Annotated in this window: 14 protein-coding genes and 2 pseudogenes; 10 read left to right on the forward strand and 6 right to left on the reverse strand. The window is 68.4% G+C overall.

From position 1 onward, the window contains the following. Positions 1 to 80: 80 nt before the first annotated feature. The 4 genes and pseudogenes from ABT009_RS36085 to ABT009_RS36100 form a co-directional block, all read left to right on the forward strand. Positions 81 to 302 (forward strand): annotated as a pseudogene (locus ABT009_RS36085) (succinate dehydrogenase); the annotation flags it as partial. Positions 303 to 593: 291 nt separating this feature from the next. Beyond that, positions 594 to 1339 (forward strand): annotated as a pseudogene (locus ABT009_RS36090) (SDR family oxidoreductase). A gap of 408 nt (positions 1340 to 1747) precedes the next feature. Next, complete coding sequence (locus ABT009_RS36095) at positions 1748 to 1918, forward strand: hypothetical protein (RefSeq protein ID WP_351304971.1); 171 nt, start codon at positions 1748 to 1750, stop codon at positions 1916 to 1918. Between the two features lie 1706 nt (positions 1919 to 3624). Further along, positions 3625 to 4560, forward strand: a complete 936-nt coding sequence (locus tag ABT009_RS36100; protein WP_351304974.1) for an RNA polymerase sigma-70 factor — start codon at positions 3625 to 3627, stop codon at positions 4558 to 4560. A 644-nt stretch (positions 4561 to 5204) separates the two neighbouring features. Here the strand turns inward: ABT009_RS36100 and ABT009_RS36105 are convergent. After that, on the reverse strand, positions 5205 to 6131 hold the full coding sequence (locus tag ABT009_RS36105; protein WP_351304976.1) for a sigma-70 family RNA polymerase sigma factor family protein: 927 nt from the start codon (positions 6129 to 6131) through the stop codon (positions 5205 to 5207). 793 nt (positions 6132 to 6924) lie between these two features. Between ABT009_RS36105 and ABT009_RS36110 the strand changes: the two genes are divergently transcribed. The 4 genes from ABT009_RS36110 (at position 6925) to ABT009_RS36125 (ending at position 9647) form a co-directional block, all read left to right on the forward strand. Further along, a complete protein-coding gene (locus tag ABT009_RS36110; RefSeq protein ID WP_351304978.1) occupies positions 6925 to 7170 on the forward strand; it encodes a hypothetical protein in 246 nt (81 codons plus the stop codon). A 456-nt stretch (positions 7171 to 7626) separates the two neighbouring features. Continuing rightward, entirely contained in the window at positions 7627 to 8217 is a 591-nt protein-coding gene (locus ABT009_RS36115; protein ID WP_351304980.1) for a hypothetical protein, read from the forward strand. 982 nt (positions 8218 to 9199) lie between these two features. After that, positions 9200 to 9400 (forward strand): hypothetical protein, encoded by a 201-nt coding sequence (locus ABT009_RS36120; RefSeq protein WP_351304982.1) that lies wholly within the window; start codon positions 9200 to 9202, stop codon positions 9398 to 9400. 103 nt (positions 9401 to 9503) lie between these two features. Beyond that, the gene (locus ABT009_RS36125; RefSeq protein ID WP_351304983.1) at positions 9504 to 9647 is read left to right on the forward strand and encodes a hypothetical protein; all 144 of its coding nucleotides are present in this window, start codon (positions 9504 to 9506) and stop codon (positions 9645 to 9647) included. A 55-nt stretch (positions 9648 to 9702) separates the two neighbouring features. Here ABT009_RS36125 and ABT009_RS36130 read toward each other — a convergent pair whose 3' ends face one another. Further along, positions 9703 to 10446, reverse strand: coding sequence for an IclR family transcriptional regulator (locus tag ABT009_RS36130; RefSeq protein WP_351304985.1), 744 nt, complete (start codon positions 10444 to 10446; stop codon positions 9703 to 9705). Positions 10447 to 10612: 166 nt separating this feature from the next. On the opposite strand from ABT009_RS36130, the gene ABT009_RS36135 reads away from it, so the two are divergent. Continuing rightward, on the forward strand, positions 10613 to 11806 hold the full coding sequence (locus ABT009_RS36135) for an FAD-dependent monooxygenase (RefSeq protein WP_351304987.1): 1194 nt from the start codon (positions 10613 to 10615) through the stop codon (positions 11804 to 11806). 12 nt (positions 11807 to 11818) lie between these two features. On the opposite strand, the gene ABT009_RS36140 is transcribed toward ABT009_RS36135, so the two are convergent. The 4 genes from ABT009_RS36140 to ABT009_RS36155 are packed head-to-tail and all read right to left on the reverse strand — an operon-like array spanning position 11819 to position 15185. Further along, on the reverse strand, positions 11819 to 12832 hold the full coding sequence (locus tag ABT009_RS36140) for a PDR/VanB family oxidoreductase (protein WP_351304989.1): 1014 nt from the start codon (positions 12830 to 12832) through the stop codon (positions 11819 to 11821). Continuing rightward, the gene (locus ABT009_RS36145; protein ID WP_351304991.1) at positions 12775 to 13866 is read right to left on the reverse strand and encodes an aromatic ring-hydroxylating dioxygenase subunit alpha; all 1092 of its coding nucleotides are present in this window, start codon (positions 13864 to 13866) and stop codon (positions 12775 to 12777) included. The genes ABT009_RS36140 and ABT009_RS36145 overlap by 58 nt, the downstream gene beginning before the upstream one ends. 32 nt (positions 13867 to 13898) lie before the next feature. Next, a complete protein-coding gene (locus tag ABT009_RS36150; protein WP_351304993.1) occupies positions 13899 to 14504 on the reverse strand; it encodes a nuclear transport factor 2 family protein in 606 nt (201 codons plus the stop codon). 60 nt (positions 14505 to 14564) lie between these two features. Continuing rightward, positions 14565 to 15185, reverse strand: coding sequence for a PadR family transcriptional regulator (locus tag ABT009_RS36155; RefSeq protein ID WP_351304995.1), 621 nt, complete (start codon positions 15183 to 15185; stop codon positions 14565 to 14567). Positions 15186 to 15311: 126 nt separating this feature from the next. Here ABT009_RS36155 and ABT009_RS36160 point away from each other — a divergent pair, with 126 nt between their 5' ends. Next, positions 15312 to 16049, forward strand: coding sequence for a TetR/AcrR family transcriptional regulator (locus tag ABT009_RS36160; protein WP_351304997.1), 738 nt, complete (start codon positions 15312 to 15314; stop codon positions 16047 to 16049). Positions 16050 to 16079 lie beyond the last annotated feature (30 nt).

Below are 16079 nucleotides of genomic sequence, written 5' to 3' on the forward strand. Positions count from 1 at the left end.
ACGGGGAGGGTCGAGCACTGGGCCAATGCCCTGCATCAGCCGGAGGTGGCGGGTTCTGGATGGCTGGGAACCGCGTGCTGGCAGGCATGGCAGCCCGGGCCACCCTCGAAGCAGCACTGGAGCGTCGCGAGACCCGCGGCTGCCACAACCCCAGCGCCTACCCGGACCTGGATCCCACGCTGCGGGTCAATCTCGTATGGTCCCCGACGACGGGTATCACCCGCGAGAGCATTCCGGCCATCCCGGACGAGATTTCCTCTCTGATGGAAGAGGTCTCGACCGATGGAAAGCTTGCCGAATGAACCTCGTACAACACTGCGAGCACGCAATGGCGGCACACCCGTCTGCTCTCCTTCGAACACAACAGGTAACCGCCAGCGGAGTCGTGACGCGAGCGAATGAACAGCCGCACTGTCTCGTGCAACCTGGCCCCTGAGGGCCGCATCGGTGAATTTCCCCGATTCTTGCGAACCCCTGTCACAAGTAGATCCGCTGTGCTGTCTCTTCTAGTACAGACCGATTTGTTCGGTGACGGTGATCAGCTCATTCGGAGGAGCGCGCCGCACCACGAAAACCTACGAGAGGAATCCGCTGTGAAGGTCGTAGTGATCGGTGGAACGGGGCTCATCGGCTCGAAGCTGGTCGGCAAACTCAACGAGCACGGGCATGAGGCAGTCGCGGCCGCTCCTGGCACCGGCGTCAACACTCTGACGGGCGAGGGTCTGGCCGAGGTCCTGCAGGGTGCGTCGGTCGTGGTCGACGTGTCCAACTCCCCCTCGTTCGAGGACGGGGCCGTCATGGACTTCTTCCGTACCTCCACGACCAACCTCCTGGAGGCGGAGCCAAGGCCGGCGTGACGCACCACTTGGCGCTGTCCGTGGTCGGCACCGAGCGGCTCCAGGAGAGCGGATACTTCCGCGCCAAGCTGGCCCAGGAAGAGCTGATCAAGGCGTCCGGCATCCCCTACTCCATCGTCCACGCCACCGAGTTCTTCGAGTTCATGAAGGGGATCGCGGACGCGGCCACCGAGGGCGACACCGTGCGTCTGTCCCCCGCCAAGATCCAGCCCATGCACTCCGACGACGTGGCAGCGGCCGTCGGCCGTGCCGCGGTCGGCACCCCGGTCAACGGCGTGGTGGAGGTCGCCGGTCCCGACGTGTTCCAGTGCGACGAGCTCATCCGCGAGGTACTCGCCGCCACGAACGACCCCCGCACGGTCGTCACGGACCCGCACGCCCCGTACTTCGGTGCCGAGCTGCAGGAGACCTCGCTCCTTCCGGGTCCTGACGCGCACATCGCCGAGACCCGGATCAGCGACTGGCTCGCGCAACAGCAGTAAGCCCTGCGGGTGGCCCCTGCCTGCAGACGGGGGCCACCCCTGCGCCCGGCCGCAGGTTCACTACACCGCTGAACGGACACTGCGTTGGCCTTCCTTGCCGACACAGCGCTGGCAGCAGGTGGGGTCCTGATCAGCGACAAGGTGAAGCTGATTCTCGACATCTCCGCTGTACAGCGGGACCATGCAGTAGCTGCCTAGCCCGGGAAATGCCTGTCGGCGCATCAGCTGCCTGGCTCAGACAGCGCCGCATGCGCCGGCAGCACTTCTCAAGGGGCACAGCCCATGGCGTTCCGCGCCATGCCGACTCCGCCCAGTCCCCGGCCGGGACAGGCCTCGCACACGGCAGATGACTTTGTGGGGTCGTGGCGGCCACGTTGCTTTGCGGTCTCTGCCGCAGAAGGACACACAATGACCCAAGCCACTGAGAACCGAATTGACATCGCGGCCACAGTCGTTTCGCTAGCCGCTGAAGCCACCGAGCTGGAGACCCGTGTCAACGAGCTTCGCCAACAACTCGTGAACCTCAACGAGCGGATGAGAGCCATCTCCACCGCCCTGCAGAAGTTTCCCCCCAGTTGAGCGGCCGTACGAACACAGCCGTCGGTGACGGACTCTGGGCTGCAGGGCGATCCGGGGGCCTGCCGCTCGAGGACCGGGTTCTGGCTGTCGCGTACGGGCGCACGGGACGCTGCGGCACCCGCCCCGCTCCATTCAGCGAAGAAGACGCCGCTGAGCGAGGACGGCACGCTGGTTGCTCCCGCGGCCACAGCCGCTGAGCGGTCGAGAAGCTGTCGGCACTCGACCAACCACCTACTCGGCATCGAAGCCGATGCCCAGCTTGTCTGGTCGGCTGGCCGCGGGCAACTGAAGGGACGGCATGCTGCTCGCTCTCGAGCCCGTGCGGCACAGCCAGCCGAAGCCGTCGAGCGGCACACATCACGCGCCGCAGCCGCCGGCGCATCCCGACCGGCCTGCCCGCTGCCACAAGCACCTTTGCGTACCCGGCGGAAGAATCTCAAGAAGGTGCCGTAAGTCCCGGCCTGCAGGTGTCACGAAACGGCGTGCTTCGGGATGTCGCCCGACACGGCCGCTGGCATCGTGGGACGCACAGAGCCGGAATGCGCCGAACTCACCGAGCGGGCGCGCCACTGGCTTCGAGTGCAGCACTCACGCCCCACGACGCCGGAACAGCACGATGCCCTCGCCCGCGCTGTCCGCCAGGTGGAGCACAGCCGGCCAGAGTGAGTGTGGCCGTGCGCATCGCCAGGCGCGGAGCGGTGCGGCTGGATGTACACCATTCAGTACAACCACCGCCTCGGGCTGGTGTACAAGTCCGACGTAGTGACGGCGCACTGACCGCGGAACCGTAAGTACCGGGCCCACAAGGGCCGATGGGGGATCATCCGGATGCCGGTCAGCCGCCGTCGGGGTCCTTCCTGCGTACCCACCGGTCGCGGCCGGGCGAGGGGAAGCCCCCCGGTACCGCCGGTCAGCACGCGGGGGCACGCCGCCGGCAGGCGGGACGGCCGGTCCGTCCCGCCTCGCCCCGCGACACAACGCCGGACGAGGAGCCTTGAGGCGGCTGTCCCACAACGTTGCGAGGAGCTTCCCGGCTCACTGCAGGCGCCGTCCCTCCCGCAATCCCCCGGCCGTGCGCGCTTTCCCGTTCCGGCATGCTGGAGGCCACGGTCTGCTCGAACCGTGTTACCGGTTCGTCGCCGTGACACGTATCGTCACGATGCGGCCGCTCTTCAGGAGGTGACTCCTGCCGGTGGCGTGAAAATGCTGCTGCGAGGCTCATCCAGGCCTCGCCGGGACGCGGAACGACCCACTCACTGATCAACAACGTGTCAATGCTTTAATGGCATCGTTGGGAACGATTCCACGGTCTTGGGCTGGCGGAACTATGCGCGGCTCGCTGCCTAGATGGGTCCTTTACTCAGAGGTTTGATTTGATCAAGTGGTCGGGCCGTGAGCCCGCGAAAACACTGTGTGTCTGCCTGAGCTCCTGCGACAGCAGTCAGCGGCACCCCTGTGCCCCAGTCCTGTCACAGGAACGGGCCGATCCCGGTTCATCGAACAGATGCGATTGGAGCAGACGTGACTTTCAGTGACCACAGTTTCTGCAGCACCCGAACAAGCCATTCGGCGCCTCACGCCCGGCAGCACTTCGGCCTTCAGAAGAGTGTCCTGGAACCGCTGGGCGGAGCCGTCCGCAACCACACGGTAGCTGCGTGGTCCCGCCACTAGACAGCCGCAGCCGGAGGAACGAAGACCGCAGGATCATGCATCTCGAACCGTCCCCCACGACAAGTGACCTTGAAGAGGCTGTTTCTGTCTTTGTCCAGCACCGGACACGTCTCTTCGGGATCGCCTACCGCGTCCTCGGCAGCTCGGTCGAGGCTGAAGACGTGGTCCAGGAAGTGTGGCTGCGTTGGCAGAAGACCGACCGCTCCGCGGTGGTCAGCCCGGTGGCCTTCCTCTCGAGCACCACGACCCGCTTGGCCATAAACGTCGCGCGATCGGCGCGCGTGCGTCGGGAAACCTACATCGGACCGTGGCTGCCCGAGCCCATCGACACGAGCTCGGACCCGGAGGTAGGCGCGCAGCGCGCAGAGGCCCTGGAGCTGGCTCTGCTGCTGGTGTTGGAAAAGCTGAGCCCAACCGAGCGCGCCGCATACGTACTGCGCGAGGCGTTCGATTACGCCTATCCCGAGATCGCTGAAATCCTTCAACTCAGCCTCGTCAACGTCCGGAAGATCGTAAGCCGTGCTCGCAAGCATCTGTCGGACGAGCAGCGGGAGAGCGTGGACACGGCGGAGCACCGACGCCTTCTGAACGCCTTCGTCTCAGCAGCTCGAACGGGGGATGTGGCCTCACTGGAAGCCCTTCTCACCCCCGATGCCGTCAGTCTTTCCGACGGCAACGGTATCCGGGGCGCCGCTCGTATACCTGTGCTGGGCCGTGCACGCGTGGCCAACCTGGCGACCGCCTATCCACGGTTCTGGCGGGGCGCGGACCTCAGGTTGGTCGACGCCAACGGCCGTACGGGCGTGATGATCTACCGAGACGGCGAGCCCACCACGTTCCTGACGACAGCCGCCTCGAAGGAAGGTATCTACAAACTGTTTTGGGTGTGGAACCCGAGCAAGATCGCCGCGTTCCTTGATTCGCGTTCCCGCTTCGCAGCTGCTCTCGGCCCTGCGTCGGGTGGTGTGTAACTGCGGCAGTGTGACGAGGCGGTAATCGCGCGATCAACGGAGGCACGTGACAGCGTCTGCCCCGGGCGGCTGGCCGGCCGGCGAGCCCGGACGCGCGGGGTCACGCATGGCCCCCTGATGCAGCTGGCCTTCCCGACGGGGCGCGGACGACGACGGGGGGAAGCGGACGCTCACCGAACGGGACCTCTCTGCGGGCCCCATGCGGTGAGTAAGCGCCTCATGTTCACGGGAACCGAGCCGAGGACGCTGGCTGGAGCCTTCTGCGCGGGCGTGGGGTGCCGGCAGAAACAGCTGCCCACCAACGGCGACCACTCGCGAAGAGCATGTCCTCGATCCTGCGCCCGCCCGCCGTCCCCGTCCTTGAACGGGCCCGTCGGTCCCCGCACCTGCTTCCAGCGGGAGTACCCGTGTGAGGGAGCAGCCGCGTGCGGTGCTCGGGCGGGAGCGCTTCCGCCGGCAGAGCCGGCAGCGCGAGCGGTGATCGGCACTTCCCACGCACGGGCCGCACGGTGGCGCCAAGCACCACCCTTCCCTCAGGACCGTACCGTCATACATCAGCTGGTCCACCGGGCCGCCTCCGGCGTATCGGCCACCTGCGGCCATGGCCAACGGCTCCGAAAGCGCCTGTCAAAAAGTGATCAGGATCAGCCGTCGCCCTGCTGTGACGGGCTCTGGTGTGAGCGGGGGCCACCGAGGGTGGGGGGCTGGTTCCAGGAGCGCAGTTTGTCGGGGTTGAGTACGACCCAGACTTGCGCGACGTGGTGGTCGGCGATGTCGAGGCTGATGACGGCGGCGACTTGGTGGTCGTAGCGGGCTACGAGGCCGGTGCGGCCGTTGACGGACTGGGTGGTCAGGGTGGTGCGCGGGCGGCGGGCCAGGAATGTCAGCAGGCTGTGTGCGACCTGGCGGCTGCCGTGTACCGGCCTGATCAGTGCCCGGACCTTGCCGCCGCCGTCGAAGAACGCCGTGGCGTGCGGGCACAGCAGCGATGCCAGCAGATTGGCGTCCTCGGTCACGCAGGCCTGGCGGACAGCGCGGGCGAGGGCATCGTGCTGTTCCGGCGTCGTGGGGCGTGAGCGCTGCACCCGAAGCCAGTGGCGCGCCCGCTCGGCGAGTTCGGCGCACTCCGGCTCTGTGCGTCCCACGATGCCGGCGACCGTGTCGGGTGACATCCCGAAGACGTCATTGAGCACGAACGCCGCCCGCTCGGCCAGCGACAGGGAGTCCAGCGCATCCAGCAGAACTCGGCCGACCTCCTCCTCCAGCGTGGCAGCAGGACGCTCAGCCGCCTGGGGGCCCTCAGCGGCCCTTGCTACGCAGGTGGCGTCATCAGCCCGGTCGGATCGGGCGAGTCGGCTCAGGCAAATCCCGCCTGCGGTCTTCGCCAGCCAGCACCGGGGCGCTGTGATCTGCTTGCGCGCAGCGTCGGACAGCCCGTACCACCGGCCGTAGGCCTCATCGACAACGCTCTCTGCCTCACGGCGGCTGCCCAGCATCCAGTAGGCGACATCCAGCAGAAATCGACGCTCGTCTAGCAGCTCTGCGATCGGCATCGCGTCAGCGTGGTCCATACAGCACCCTCCCTCTCGCACGGCACCACACAATGCGGGCGCCGCAGCAGTGATCCAGGTGACGGGTCCGTGCACGATGGACGTCAGTGTTCCCTCTGCAGACACCTGGCAGGCCTCCAGTCAGTGGGAGTGCTTTTGGACGAAGGGCTGGCATGTCGTCTACGGGCGCGCCGAAGGGTGAGTCGGTCGTGTACCTGCCCGGCACGACAACCCCGGCTCTCCTTGGCGGGAGTGTTCGGCAACGCAAGATTTCGCGCACAGCGCCCTCTTTTTCTGTGGCCTCGTCAGTTAGACCGGAGACCGGCAGATGTTGTGACACCGCCGCATCTCGCTGGTCGGGCCGCAGAGCGCCGCTGTCGGGTTGTGACGTCGAGTAGGCCCTCTCCGGGGCGGTGCCAGCGCGCTGCGCCAGGAGGCACGCGGCTGATCGACACCGGCTCCCCTGGCTCAGCGCCGCGGCGGCCGGGCAGGCCGCCGCAGCGCTCTCCTCGCGAGCGCGTTCTTCAGCCGCGCCGGGCCAGGCCCGTACGGCAAGCAGCGTCCATCGCGCGGCTGTCACACCTCCGTCAGCTGTCCGGTCAATGCGGAGGGTGGCTCGCGCGCCACTCGCACAAGCCCTGGCAGCGAGGAAGGAAGCATGTATGGCCTCAGGAGCCGGGGACCACCGATGCATCCGCGCTACGACCGCCCACGCTTCCGTGGCTCCGATTTCGTACGACTACCCGCTTGACCCGCAGAAAGACGCGTAATGCCGCGAGACCCCGACAAGCACTCCGCCCCTGCCGCCGCCAGTGTGTCTCTGGCAGCCGAGGCCGCCCTGCTCGAGGCCCACCTCCGCCTGCTTCAAGAGGCAATTGACGCTGTCGACGCACGCATCAAGGCCGTCTCCGACGCGCTGCGCCTGCTGCGCGGCACATCCTCCGCCTCCGCCCAAGGGACAGACAGCGAAAATCACTGTGGATCATCCGGCCGCAAGGATGCCGACGGTCTCGCCGACGACGCCTGTCGGAAGGCGGCGGAGCGTTTCATGCCCTGCTGACCGCGACGAGACGGAACAGGCTGGTGGCAGGACTCGGCCCGCCAAAACCGGTGGGCGGCGTGGTCCGTCCACCGGCTTGGGGCTGCCCTGGGGGACGGCGGCCAAAGACCATCAGATCACTGACAACCACGTGATCCATACCGTCGCGTCTGCCGCGAACAGTGGCAATAATTGGTGCGATACCGTTCAGTGTGTGCTGAACCTCAGCATCCTCCGGTGGGTCGGTCGCTCTGCCGCCTCGGGAACAGCCGTCCGGCGGCACGGTGACCTGCCCTGTTTCGCAACCCCGTGATCAGTGGGGTGAGTCTCTTGGGGACCCGTGGGGCCCGTCTGGTGCATCTACATTCCGAATGGGGCACTGCATATGATGTCAGGGGGCCCATTCCCGCGTTCAGTCCGAGCGGCACCGCACGTGAGCCGGGGCGCGGCACGAGGGGTTGAGGATGAGAGGAACACATGGTCTCTGTAACCCACGCGGCGCATAACATTGAAATCACCGCTGAGAGCCTTCAAGACGACCTGGCCCGCCTGCAGGTCCAAAAGCAGGCACTGGAAAGGGAACTGGCTGCGGTCGTGGCGCATCTCGGCTCGGTGCAGCGGGCCCTCAGCGCCCTCGAGACCCTGATGCTCGACCCGGCTGTTGCTGCCTCGACGGGTACGGCCGGCGCTGCAGCTGCGCAACGGGGCCAGGCTGCGACGCCCGGCGAACCGCAGACAGACCGTGCCTCCGCCGAGTCCGCAGACGCCACACCGAAGTCCGCGCCCCGGGCTCGGAAGCCGGAGAGCGGCAAAGACACGGAACGTCCTGTTGCCGCCGGCACCGACACGGACGGGGAGAAGAAATACGGCCAGCTCACCGAACAGATCATGGAGTACTTCGCCAACGTCGGCGACGTCGACGTGCGGGCCCGTGATGTTGCCGCGGCACTCGGTCGTGACTCCGACAGCGGAAGCATCAACGGTGTCCGCAGCACACTCGACCGTCTTGTCGGTACCTCCCGTATCCAGCGGACCGGCCGGGGCCTCTACCGCGCCAAGCGTTCCTAGACGTACCTCCTGAGTCGGCGCAGGGGCGCAGGCGGCACGCAGTCCTGAGGCTGCCTGATTGCGGCAACCAAGAATGCGGTGAGCACACCTTGTGGGCCTGTGGCATCGAGGCGTGGCTCAGTCGGTGCGTCTGTCTCGCTCTTGTATCGCCTGCTTCTGGTTGCGGGGACGCCGCAGAGTCGATCATTCGGTCTGCGACGCTGTCACCGGCCCCGCCGCTGATGCGAGGAATTCCGCCGGAAACAAAGGCCTGCACTGCGGGGCGCCGTCGGCCCCAAGTCTCTGCGGAGCAGTCGACAGCTACGCCGTTTACGCTCATCTGCCCGGCAGGGCAAGGATTTCCGGTTGCTCGAAACCGGTGAGGCCCGGTCGCCGGGAGGTACGTTGCCCAGGTGGCAGCCAACCGGTCGCGAATAAGCGGCCTGACCTCTGCGGCGCTAGCTGGGCCAACGTCTCGGCGTCCGGGGGCGGATCAGGATAGCTGCCAGGCGCAGTGTCGGCCCGGCCGACGAACCCTTCGTAAGAGCGCCTGCCTGGTGTCCGTAGTCGGGCGGTGAATGGTCCCGGGCGCCACCATCGGGGGATTGCGTGGCGCCCGGGCGCTGCACCTGCGGGCTCTGCGCAGGTGATACGTTCCGGACACCTATCACGGGGGATTGTGTCGACGGCACCCGCAACGCTGTGATCAGCCTATCAAAACTTTGCTCTCCTGCTGACCGAGTCGACACTGGCGGCGAAGACAGTGTTCCGTGCAAGGGATCAATGCTCGGCGCCCCTGCCCCATATGCCCGCATGCCTTACAGTATGAAACGGGACAAGTCCGAGTCGACGTGGATGCGAGAGCCTCGCCCGCGGATCCCCGTATCAGGGTTATGACAAGCTTCACAATGTTCTGCGCGTTCTCGGTTGCCGGCACAGTATCTGGGCGGTGCTCGGGGCCGGCGATCTCACGGACGCCGAACATGGGGCTGAACACAGCGGTGTGAGCGATGAGCGTGGCAACCTCGGCACAGGACACCGGCCGGATCTGGGCGGGCGCCACCCAGATGATCCAGTCTTCTGTGGCAGCATCGGCAAGTCGCCGGCTGCCTCGAAAAGCCGGGTGGCCCGGCTGATCGAGTACGGCATCCGAGATTGCCTGATCATGGTTTCCTGCTATTACCTCGTGTTTGCCACCGTGTGACACTTTATCCCTGCTCGGCCGGCCATCACGGGGCCGGGTGGCCCTCAGCACATGCGACGGCCCGCGTCCTGATGCCCGCCGTCAGCCGCTGAGCCCTTCCAGCATGCTCACGCGGCCGAGCGGCCGCTCGCCCGGCTCCCGCGTTGCACGCCCCCTGCTCCACTCCGACGCACCGCAGCCTGACGCCCGCTTCGCGAAGCGGATCGTCGACCCGGTTCTCGACGGCATCGTGGCGCGGTCGAACTGAGTTCGAGGGCGTCCTTCTGCGGGCCCACCAGGCATCCGGCCTCAGGGACGCCGACCTATCGGACTCCGGCCGAGGGATGCCAGCCCAGCCTGCGGGACACGGCCAGACCGGAGGCGATGACCGCCGGCCGTACCGCCCGTAGATCGACCGACCCGGCACCTACGACCACGGACAGGGCCGCGACGACCTCGCCATCGGCGTTGAGGATCCGGGTGGCCACCGAGTCGACTCCAGGTGTCGTCTCCTCACGGACGACGGCCACGCCGGTCTCGCGGCACTCGGCCAGCAGTGTCCGCAGCCGCGCGGGATCGGTGACGGTGCGCTCGGTGTACGCCGGCAGGCCCTGCGCGATGACCTGCTCGACCAACTCGGGACCGGCGTGGGCGAGCAGCACCTTGCCCACGCCGGAGCAGTGCAGCGGCAGCCTCCCGCCGAGCCTCGACACGACGTCCACCGCGTTGCCCGCCGACAGCCGCTCGACGAGCACGGCCTCGGTGCCCTCCAGTACCGCCAGCTGTACGTGCTGGCGCAGCGCGGTGTGCAGGTCGTCCATGAACGGGAGCGCGGCGGTGCGCAGCGGGGCGCTCAGCGGAGCGAGCGTGCCCAGCTGCCACAGTCGGATGCCGACCGTGAACGCGCCGTCCGGTGCCCGGGACAGCGCACCGGCGTCGACCAGTTCCAACGCCAGCCGGCGCACTGTGGCATGGGGCAAGCCGGTCTCCCGGGTCAGGTCGGCGAGGGTGAGCCGGGACCGGCCGGGCCGGAACGCGAAGAGAACCTCGAACAGCCGTGAACTCACGCTGCGACCGGGCTGACTGGACCTGGGCATCAGACCTCCGCATGGCGTGGCGGCTGCCGAAAGAGGGCGTCCATTGAATGAACATAGCCGTTCTCGGCGGTGAAGGACCTCGGTGAGGATCGGGGTGTTACCAGGACGTTCGCCCTCGAGGCAGAGGAGTGGATCTATGCCCGACATTGTTCCCGGCCCGCGGATCGCCATCATCGGGGGTGGCATCGGTGGTCTGGCTGCCGCCGCCTTCCTGCGCCGCGCGGGGCTCACCGCAACCGTCTACGAGCAGGCGCCCGCACTCGGCGAGGTCGGCGCCGGGCTGGTCGTGGCCCCCAATGCCGTACGGCTGTTGCGTCGCCTCGGCGTCATGGAGCGGTTTCTGCGCCGGGCCGTGCCGCTGGACTGGGGTTGGGAGTTCCGCCGCTGGGCGGACGGGAGCGTGCTTTCGGTGGAGAAACTCAGCGGTGTGTGCGAGGGGCTCTACGGTGACCGCACCTATGTCATCCACCGGGCCGATCTGCTCGACACCGTCAAGGCGGCCGTGCCCGGCGAGTGGGTTCGCCTGGGCGCCCGGTGCACGGCGGTCGACGCAGGCTCGGACGGCGCGCTGCTGTGCTTCGCCGACGGCAGCCGGGTCGAGGCCGACGTCGTTATCGGCGCCGACGGCGTGCACTCCGTCGTCCGCGGCGCGGTGGCCGAGCCTGCGCCGCCGGAGTACTCCGGCCTCTGTGCCTTCCGCACCATCGTGCCCGCTCGATCCGCGCCCGACTTCGCCCTTCGGCCGGCCCAGACCCTCTGGCTGGGCCCCGGACGGCACTTCGTGCACTACCCGATCGCAGGCGGGCAGGCCGTCAATGTTTTCGCCGCCGCCCCTGCCGGGGGCAGCCTCGACGAGTCCTGGAGCGCGACGGCCACGATCGAGGAGTTCCACTCCGAGTTCGCCGGCTGGGACCCGCGGGTGACGGACCTCATCACCGCCGGCGGTGTCCCCGGGCGGTGGGCGCTGTTGGACCGGGCGCCTCTGCGGCACTGGAGCCGGGGCAGGGTCACGCTGCTCGGTGACGCCGCGCATCCCATGTTCCCCTTCTTCGCCCAGGGCGCGGCCCAGTCCATCGAGGACGCCGCCGTGCTGGCGCGCTGCCTGGCCGCGTCCGTGGACGACCCCGAGCAAGCGCTGAAGCGGTACGAGGCGGCACGCATCGACCGCACCACGCGCCTGCAGGAGGTCAGTCGGGCCCGCCGGGACATCAACCACCTGCCCGACGGGCCCGAGCAACAGGCTCGTGACACGGCTCTTGCCGGGTCCGACCCCCTGGTGGGCAACGGCTGGATCTACGGCTACGACGCCGAGGAGGCGCTCGCCTCGTGACCGGCGGGGCACTCAGCAGTCGATGGTGACCCCGGGTCCGGCGACCCGGGACACGCAGGCGCACATCTGCCGGCCCTCGGCCCTTTGCCGGGGAGACAGGAACACGTCACGGTGGTCGACGGTCCCGTCGGTCTCCAGGATCCGCACGCGGCACAGTCCGCATTCGCCGCGCAGACAGTCGTACATGATCTCGACACCCGCATCTTCCAGGGCGTCGAGCATGCTGGTGCCGACCGGGACCTCGACCGTCACGCCGAGGCGGGGCACGGTCACCCGGTACGGACGGGCGGGATGGTTGCCGCTCGTCCCGAACGTCTCGAACCGGAGGTCCGCGGGCGGCCGTTCCTCCTGCTGCCAGGCCTGGCGGACGTCCCTGAGCAGTCCCATCGGCCCGCAGAGGTAGAGCACACCGTCCTGCGGAACGCCGGCCACCACGTCGGCGGGACTCACGCGTCCTCCCCTTGCGGATTCGGCCAGGGTCACCAGGCCGGGGTGGGAGGACTCCAGTTCCGCCGTGAACGCCATGCTGTCGCGGGACCGGCCGGCGTAGAGGATCCGGTAGGCGCTGCCCCGGGCACGCAGGGCCCGGGCGAGCCCGAGGACGGGGGTGATGCCGATTCCGGCGGCGAGCAGCACGCTGGGGGCCGCACCGGGGTTCAGCGGGAACTCGTCGACGGTGTCGGTGACTTCGAGTTCGTCGCCCGGTTTCAGCGAGTGCATCCACACGGATCCGCCCCGGCCGTCCCGCTGCCGGCGCACGGCGATGCGCAGCAGGCCGTCGTCGTGGCCGAGATCGACCAGGGAGTACGACCGGGTGTCGCTGCCGGCCGCGAGCCGCACGATGACATCCAGATGGCTGCCGGGCGGTGGGGTGGGTGCCGGGTCCGGCAGGCGCAGTGTGATCAGGGCGATGTCGGGCGCCACTTCGTCGCGGGCTTCGACGGTCGCCACGTGCTTCGCGCCGCCGCTCATGCCGTCCGCCGTGTCGTCGCGGCGACGGACGCGAGTGCGGTGGGATGGGTGCATTCGCGGCCCTCCTCGGCGGCGACCCTGGCGTCGATGATGCGCCGCGCCCACATCCCGCCGATGTCGATGTTGAGGTTGTAGAACTCGTGATCGGGATTGGCCTCGATGGCGCGCTGCTGGGCGCCCAGCATGTCGGAGTCCTGACCGAAAACGCGGGAGACGCTCTGCCGGAGGAGATTGGTGAGGCCCTGGTCGGCGAGGTGGTAGTTGCGGGTGAACGCCCAGAAGTAGTGGCAATTGCCGGGGCCGGCGGGCGTGATGGTGTTGAGCACCTGACCGTTGACTCCCGCGCTCCGGTCTCCCTCCGGTGCTCCCGTGCCCACGGGTGCGACGCCGACGTCGATGGTGACAGTCGAGGGTGCGGTGAACCGGATGATCTGCCAGCGGTCGACGGGGCCGCGGTACTCCGGGGCCTTCCGCCTCAGTTGCATGGCCAGGAACGGGGGCGCCTCGATGCCGTGCATCCAGCGGGTGAGCGTGACCGAGTCCTCGTCGTGTGCCACGTCCGGTTCGGAGTCGGACAGTTCGTCGTTGGCGAGGCTGTCGGCGTGCAGGAACTGCTCGTGCGTCAGGTCCATCAGGTTGTCCAGCACCAGACGGTAGTCGCAGTCGAGTTCGATCCGCTCGCCGTCACCGGCCCACGCGGGGTCGTCGTTCCAGTGGAGGTCGGGGACGAACGCCGGGTCGGCCTTGTCGGGATCACCGGGCCAGATCCAGACGAACCGGTGCCGCTCGACGACCGGGTAGGCGGTCACGGCCGCCGACGGGTTGAGCGTCTCCTGGGCCGGCATCCGCCGGCAGCGTCCATTGGGGCCGAACGTCAGACCGTGGTAGCCGCACACCACGTTGTCGCCGTCGAGGCGGCCCATGGACAGCGGGACGAGCCGGTGCCAGCACGCGTCGGCCAGGGCGACGGGCGTTCCCTCGGACGTGCGGTACAGGACGATGGGGCGTTCGCAGATGGTGCGTGGGAGGAGCGTCCGGCCGACCTCGGTGTCCCAGGCCGCCGCATACCAGGCGTTCAGCGGATACATGCGGGAAGTCCCTCCTTCCGGTGCCGGGCGCGTCACTGGGGCACTCCGGGCCGCTCGGAGCCGGCCAGCCAGGCGGCGCCCTCCGCGTAGAGCCGGTCGACCGCCTCGCCGACCAGGCCCGGCAGTCCGGGCTTCACCGTGAATCCGGCCTTCGTCTGCACATAGCCGAGGTAGCGGTACCCGACCGGGAACCGGGCGAGCAACTCGGGATCGAGCTTGAGGGAGGCGGCGGGGTCGACAACGTCGAGGCGGTCCTTCTCGTAGATGGGCTGCCTGCGGACGATGGTCCACTCGTCGTCGTCCCGGGACAGGAAGTCGTAGAACCGGCCGGTGCACACCACGTCCACCAACACGCCGTCGACTTCCGCGCGCTGACTGATCGTCATCTTGGTCTGCGCGATCGCGCGCTCCCCCGCCACATCCGAGGTGTGACCGCCAAGGAAGTGCAGGATGCTGACGCCGTTCTCGAAACCCTGCTTGCTGGCGGCTATGAAGTCCGCGGCGGGGGCCTGCAACCACGTGGCGCTCATCCACCCGTCCGGGTGCCAGACGGTGGCGAACCGTTCCCAGTCACCGGCGTCCCGCCACAGCGCCCAGTTCTCCACCAGCTGCCTGATCTTCGCCTGATCAGCGTTCATCGAGCTCTCCGTGTCTTGATTGCCGGCAGCTGTCGCCGGGTGCGTCCCTTGACCGTGCGGTCAGGCACCCGACTGCTCGTCGGCTTGTTCTTCGGACCGGTCCGGGTGGAGCCGGTCCAACAGCCGCAACCCCTCGCGCGCCCACTCCACCTCGGCGCGGGCGCGGGCGATGAGACCGCTGTACGCGAACGCCTTGAACTCCACGACCGCGTCCTGCTCGCCCGGCGGCGTTCGCTCCAGGCGGGCCAGCAGCAGGGGCACGCGGCGCGCGAGGATGTCCTCGCGCTGCTTCTCGTACGACGCCAGGGCGTCTTCGTGGAACCGCGCGTGCGCCTCCAGTTGGGCACGTGCCGCCTGAGGGCTCGCCCATTCGAAGTACGCGGCCCTGAGGCGCTGGGGGTCCCGTTCGCGCCGTGGTTCCTCGACCTCGTCCATCCAGGTCCGCAACTGGTCCCGGCCGGCCTCGGTGAGGCTGTACCGGCGCTTCTTCCCATGCTCGCCGCGAGGCACTTCCTCGCTCTCAACGAGACCTGTGGACTCCAGCTTTCGCAGCTCGGGGTAGATCTGCGTGTGCGGCGCGTGCCAGAGGTAACCGACGGACGCGTCGAACTGCCGCATGGCGTCGAAGCCGGTCATCGGTCGGGCGGCCAGCAAGGCCAGCAGGGCCAGGCGCAGTGACATGGGAGGAACCTCCGCGACGGGCCGGCGCCACCACCGGCGACGGGTATTAATGTATCTCCATACATACCTGTGTCAACGGTTCTGGCAGATGCCGCTGCAACAAGCCCGCCGGGTAAGGTCGTCCGTGTGGCAGACAAGGAGACCCCGTCGGGAAAGCCTGCAGCCGAGCCGGGCAGGCGTCAGCGCCGGAGGCGCCCCAATGATCCCGACCGCCAGCGGGACCCCGTGGGCACCCGACGGGCCATTTTGGCCGCGGCCGGCGCGGAGTTCGGCGCCCATGGATTCGACGGGGCCCGGGTCGTCCGTATCGCGGAGGCGGCCGGTGTCAGCCATCAGCTGATCACGTACTACTTCGGGGGCAAACGCGGGCTATACGAGGCGCTCAGCGAACGGTGGCTGGAGTCGGCCATGCCGCTCAGCCAGGCGCTCCCCTTCGCCGAGGCCGTCCGCCGGTATTGCGTCATGGCCTATGAGGACCCGGGCTGGGTGCACACGCTGACGCGCGAAGAGCCCGGCACACCCCCGCCCGCCGAGGACGAGCGTGCCATCGAGCTGTTCAAGAGCGTCGAGGACATGCGTGAGCGGCAGGCGCGCGGCGAGATCCGCTCCGACCTCGATGTGGGGGCGGTGTCCCTCGCCTTCTTCGCCGCCTCGATCGCCCCGGTTGCCCTGCCCTGGATCGCACGCGAGTTCACTCGTCAGGACCCGAGCTCGCAGGAGTTCATCGACCACTACGCCGAGCAGGTGGCCCGGATCATCTCCGCACTCGCCGAAGCGACGGTGAACGAAGCGGCGGTGGACGGAGCGGCGGCGAACGGCGCCTCGGTGGACCGCGCCTCGGCGGACGGCGAGCCCCAAGAATGACGGAGGCCGTGCTCCCGCCCACCGGGAGCA

The sequence above is a fragment of the Streptomyces sp. NPDC002896 genome, assembly GCF_040295225.1.
GTDB lineage: Bacteria > Actinomycetota > Actinomycetes > Streptomycetales > Streptomycetaceae > Streptomyces.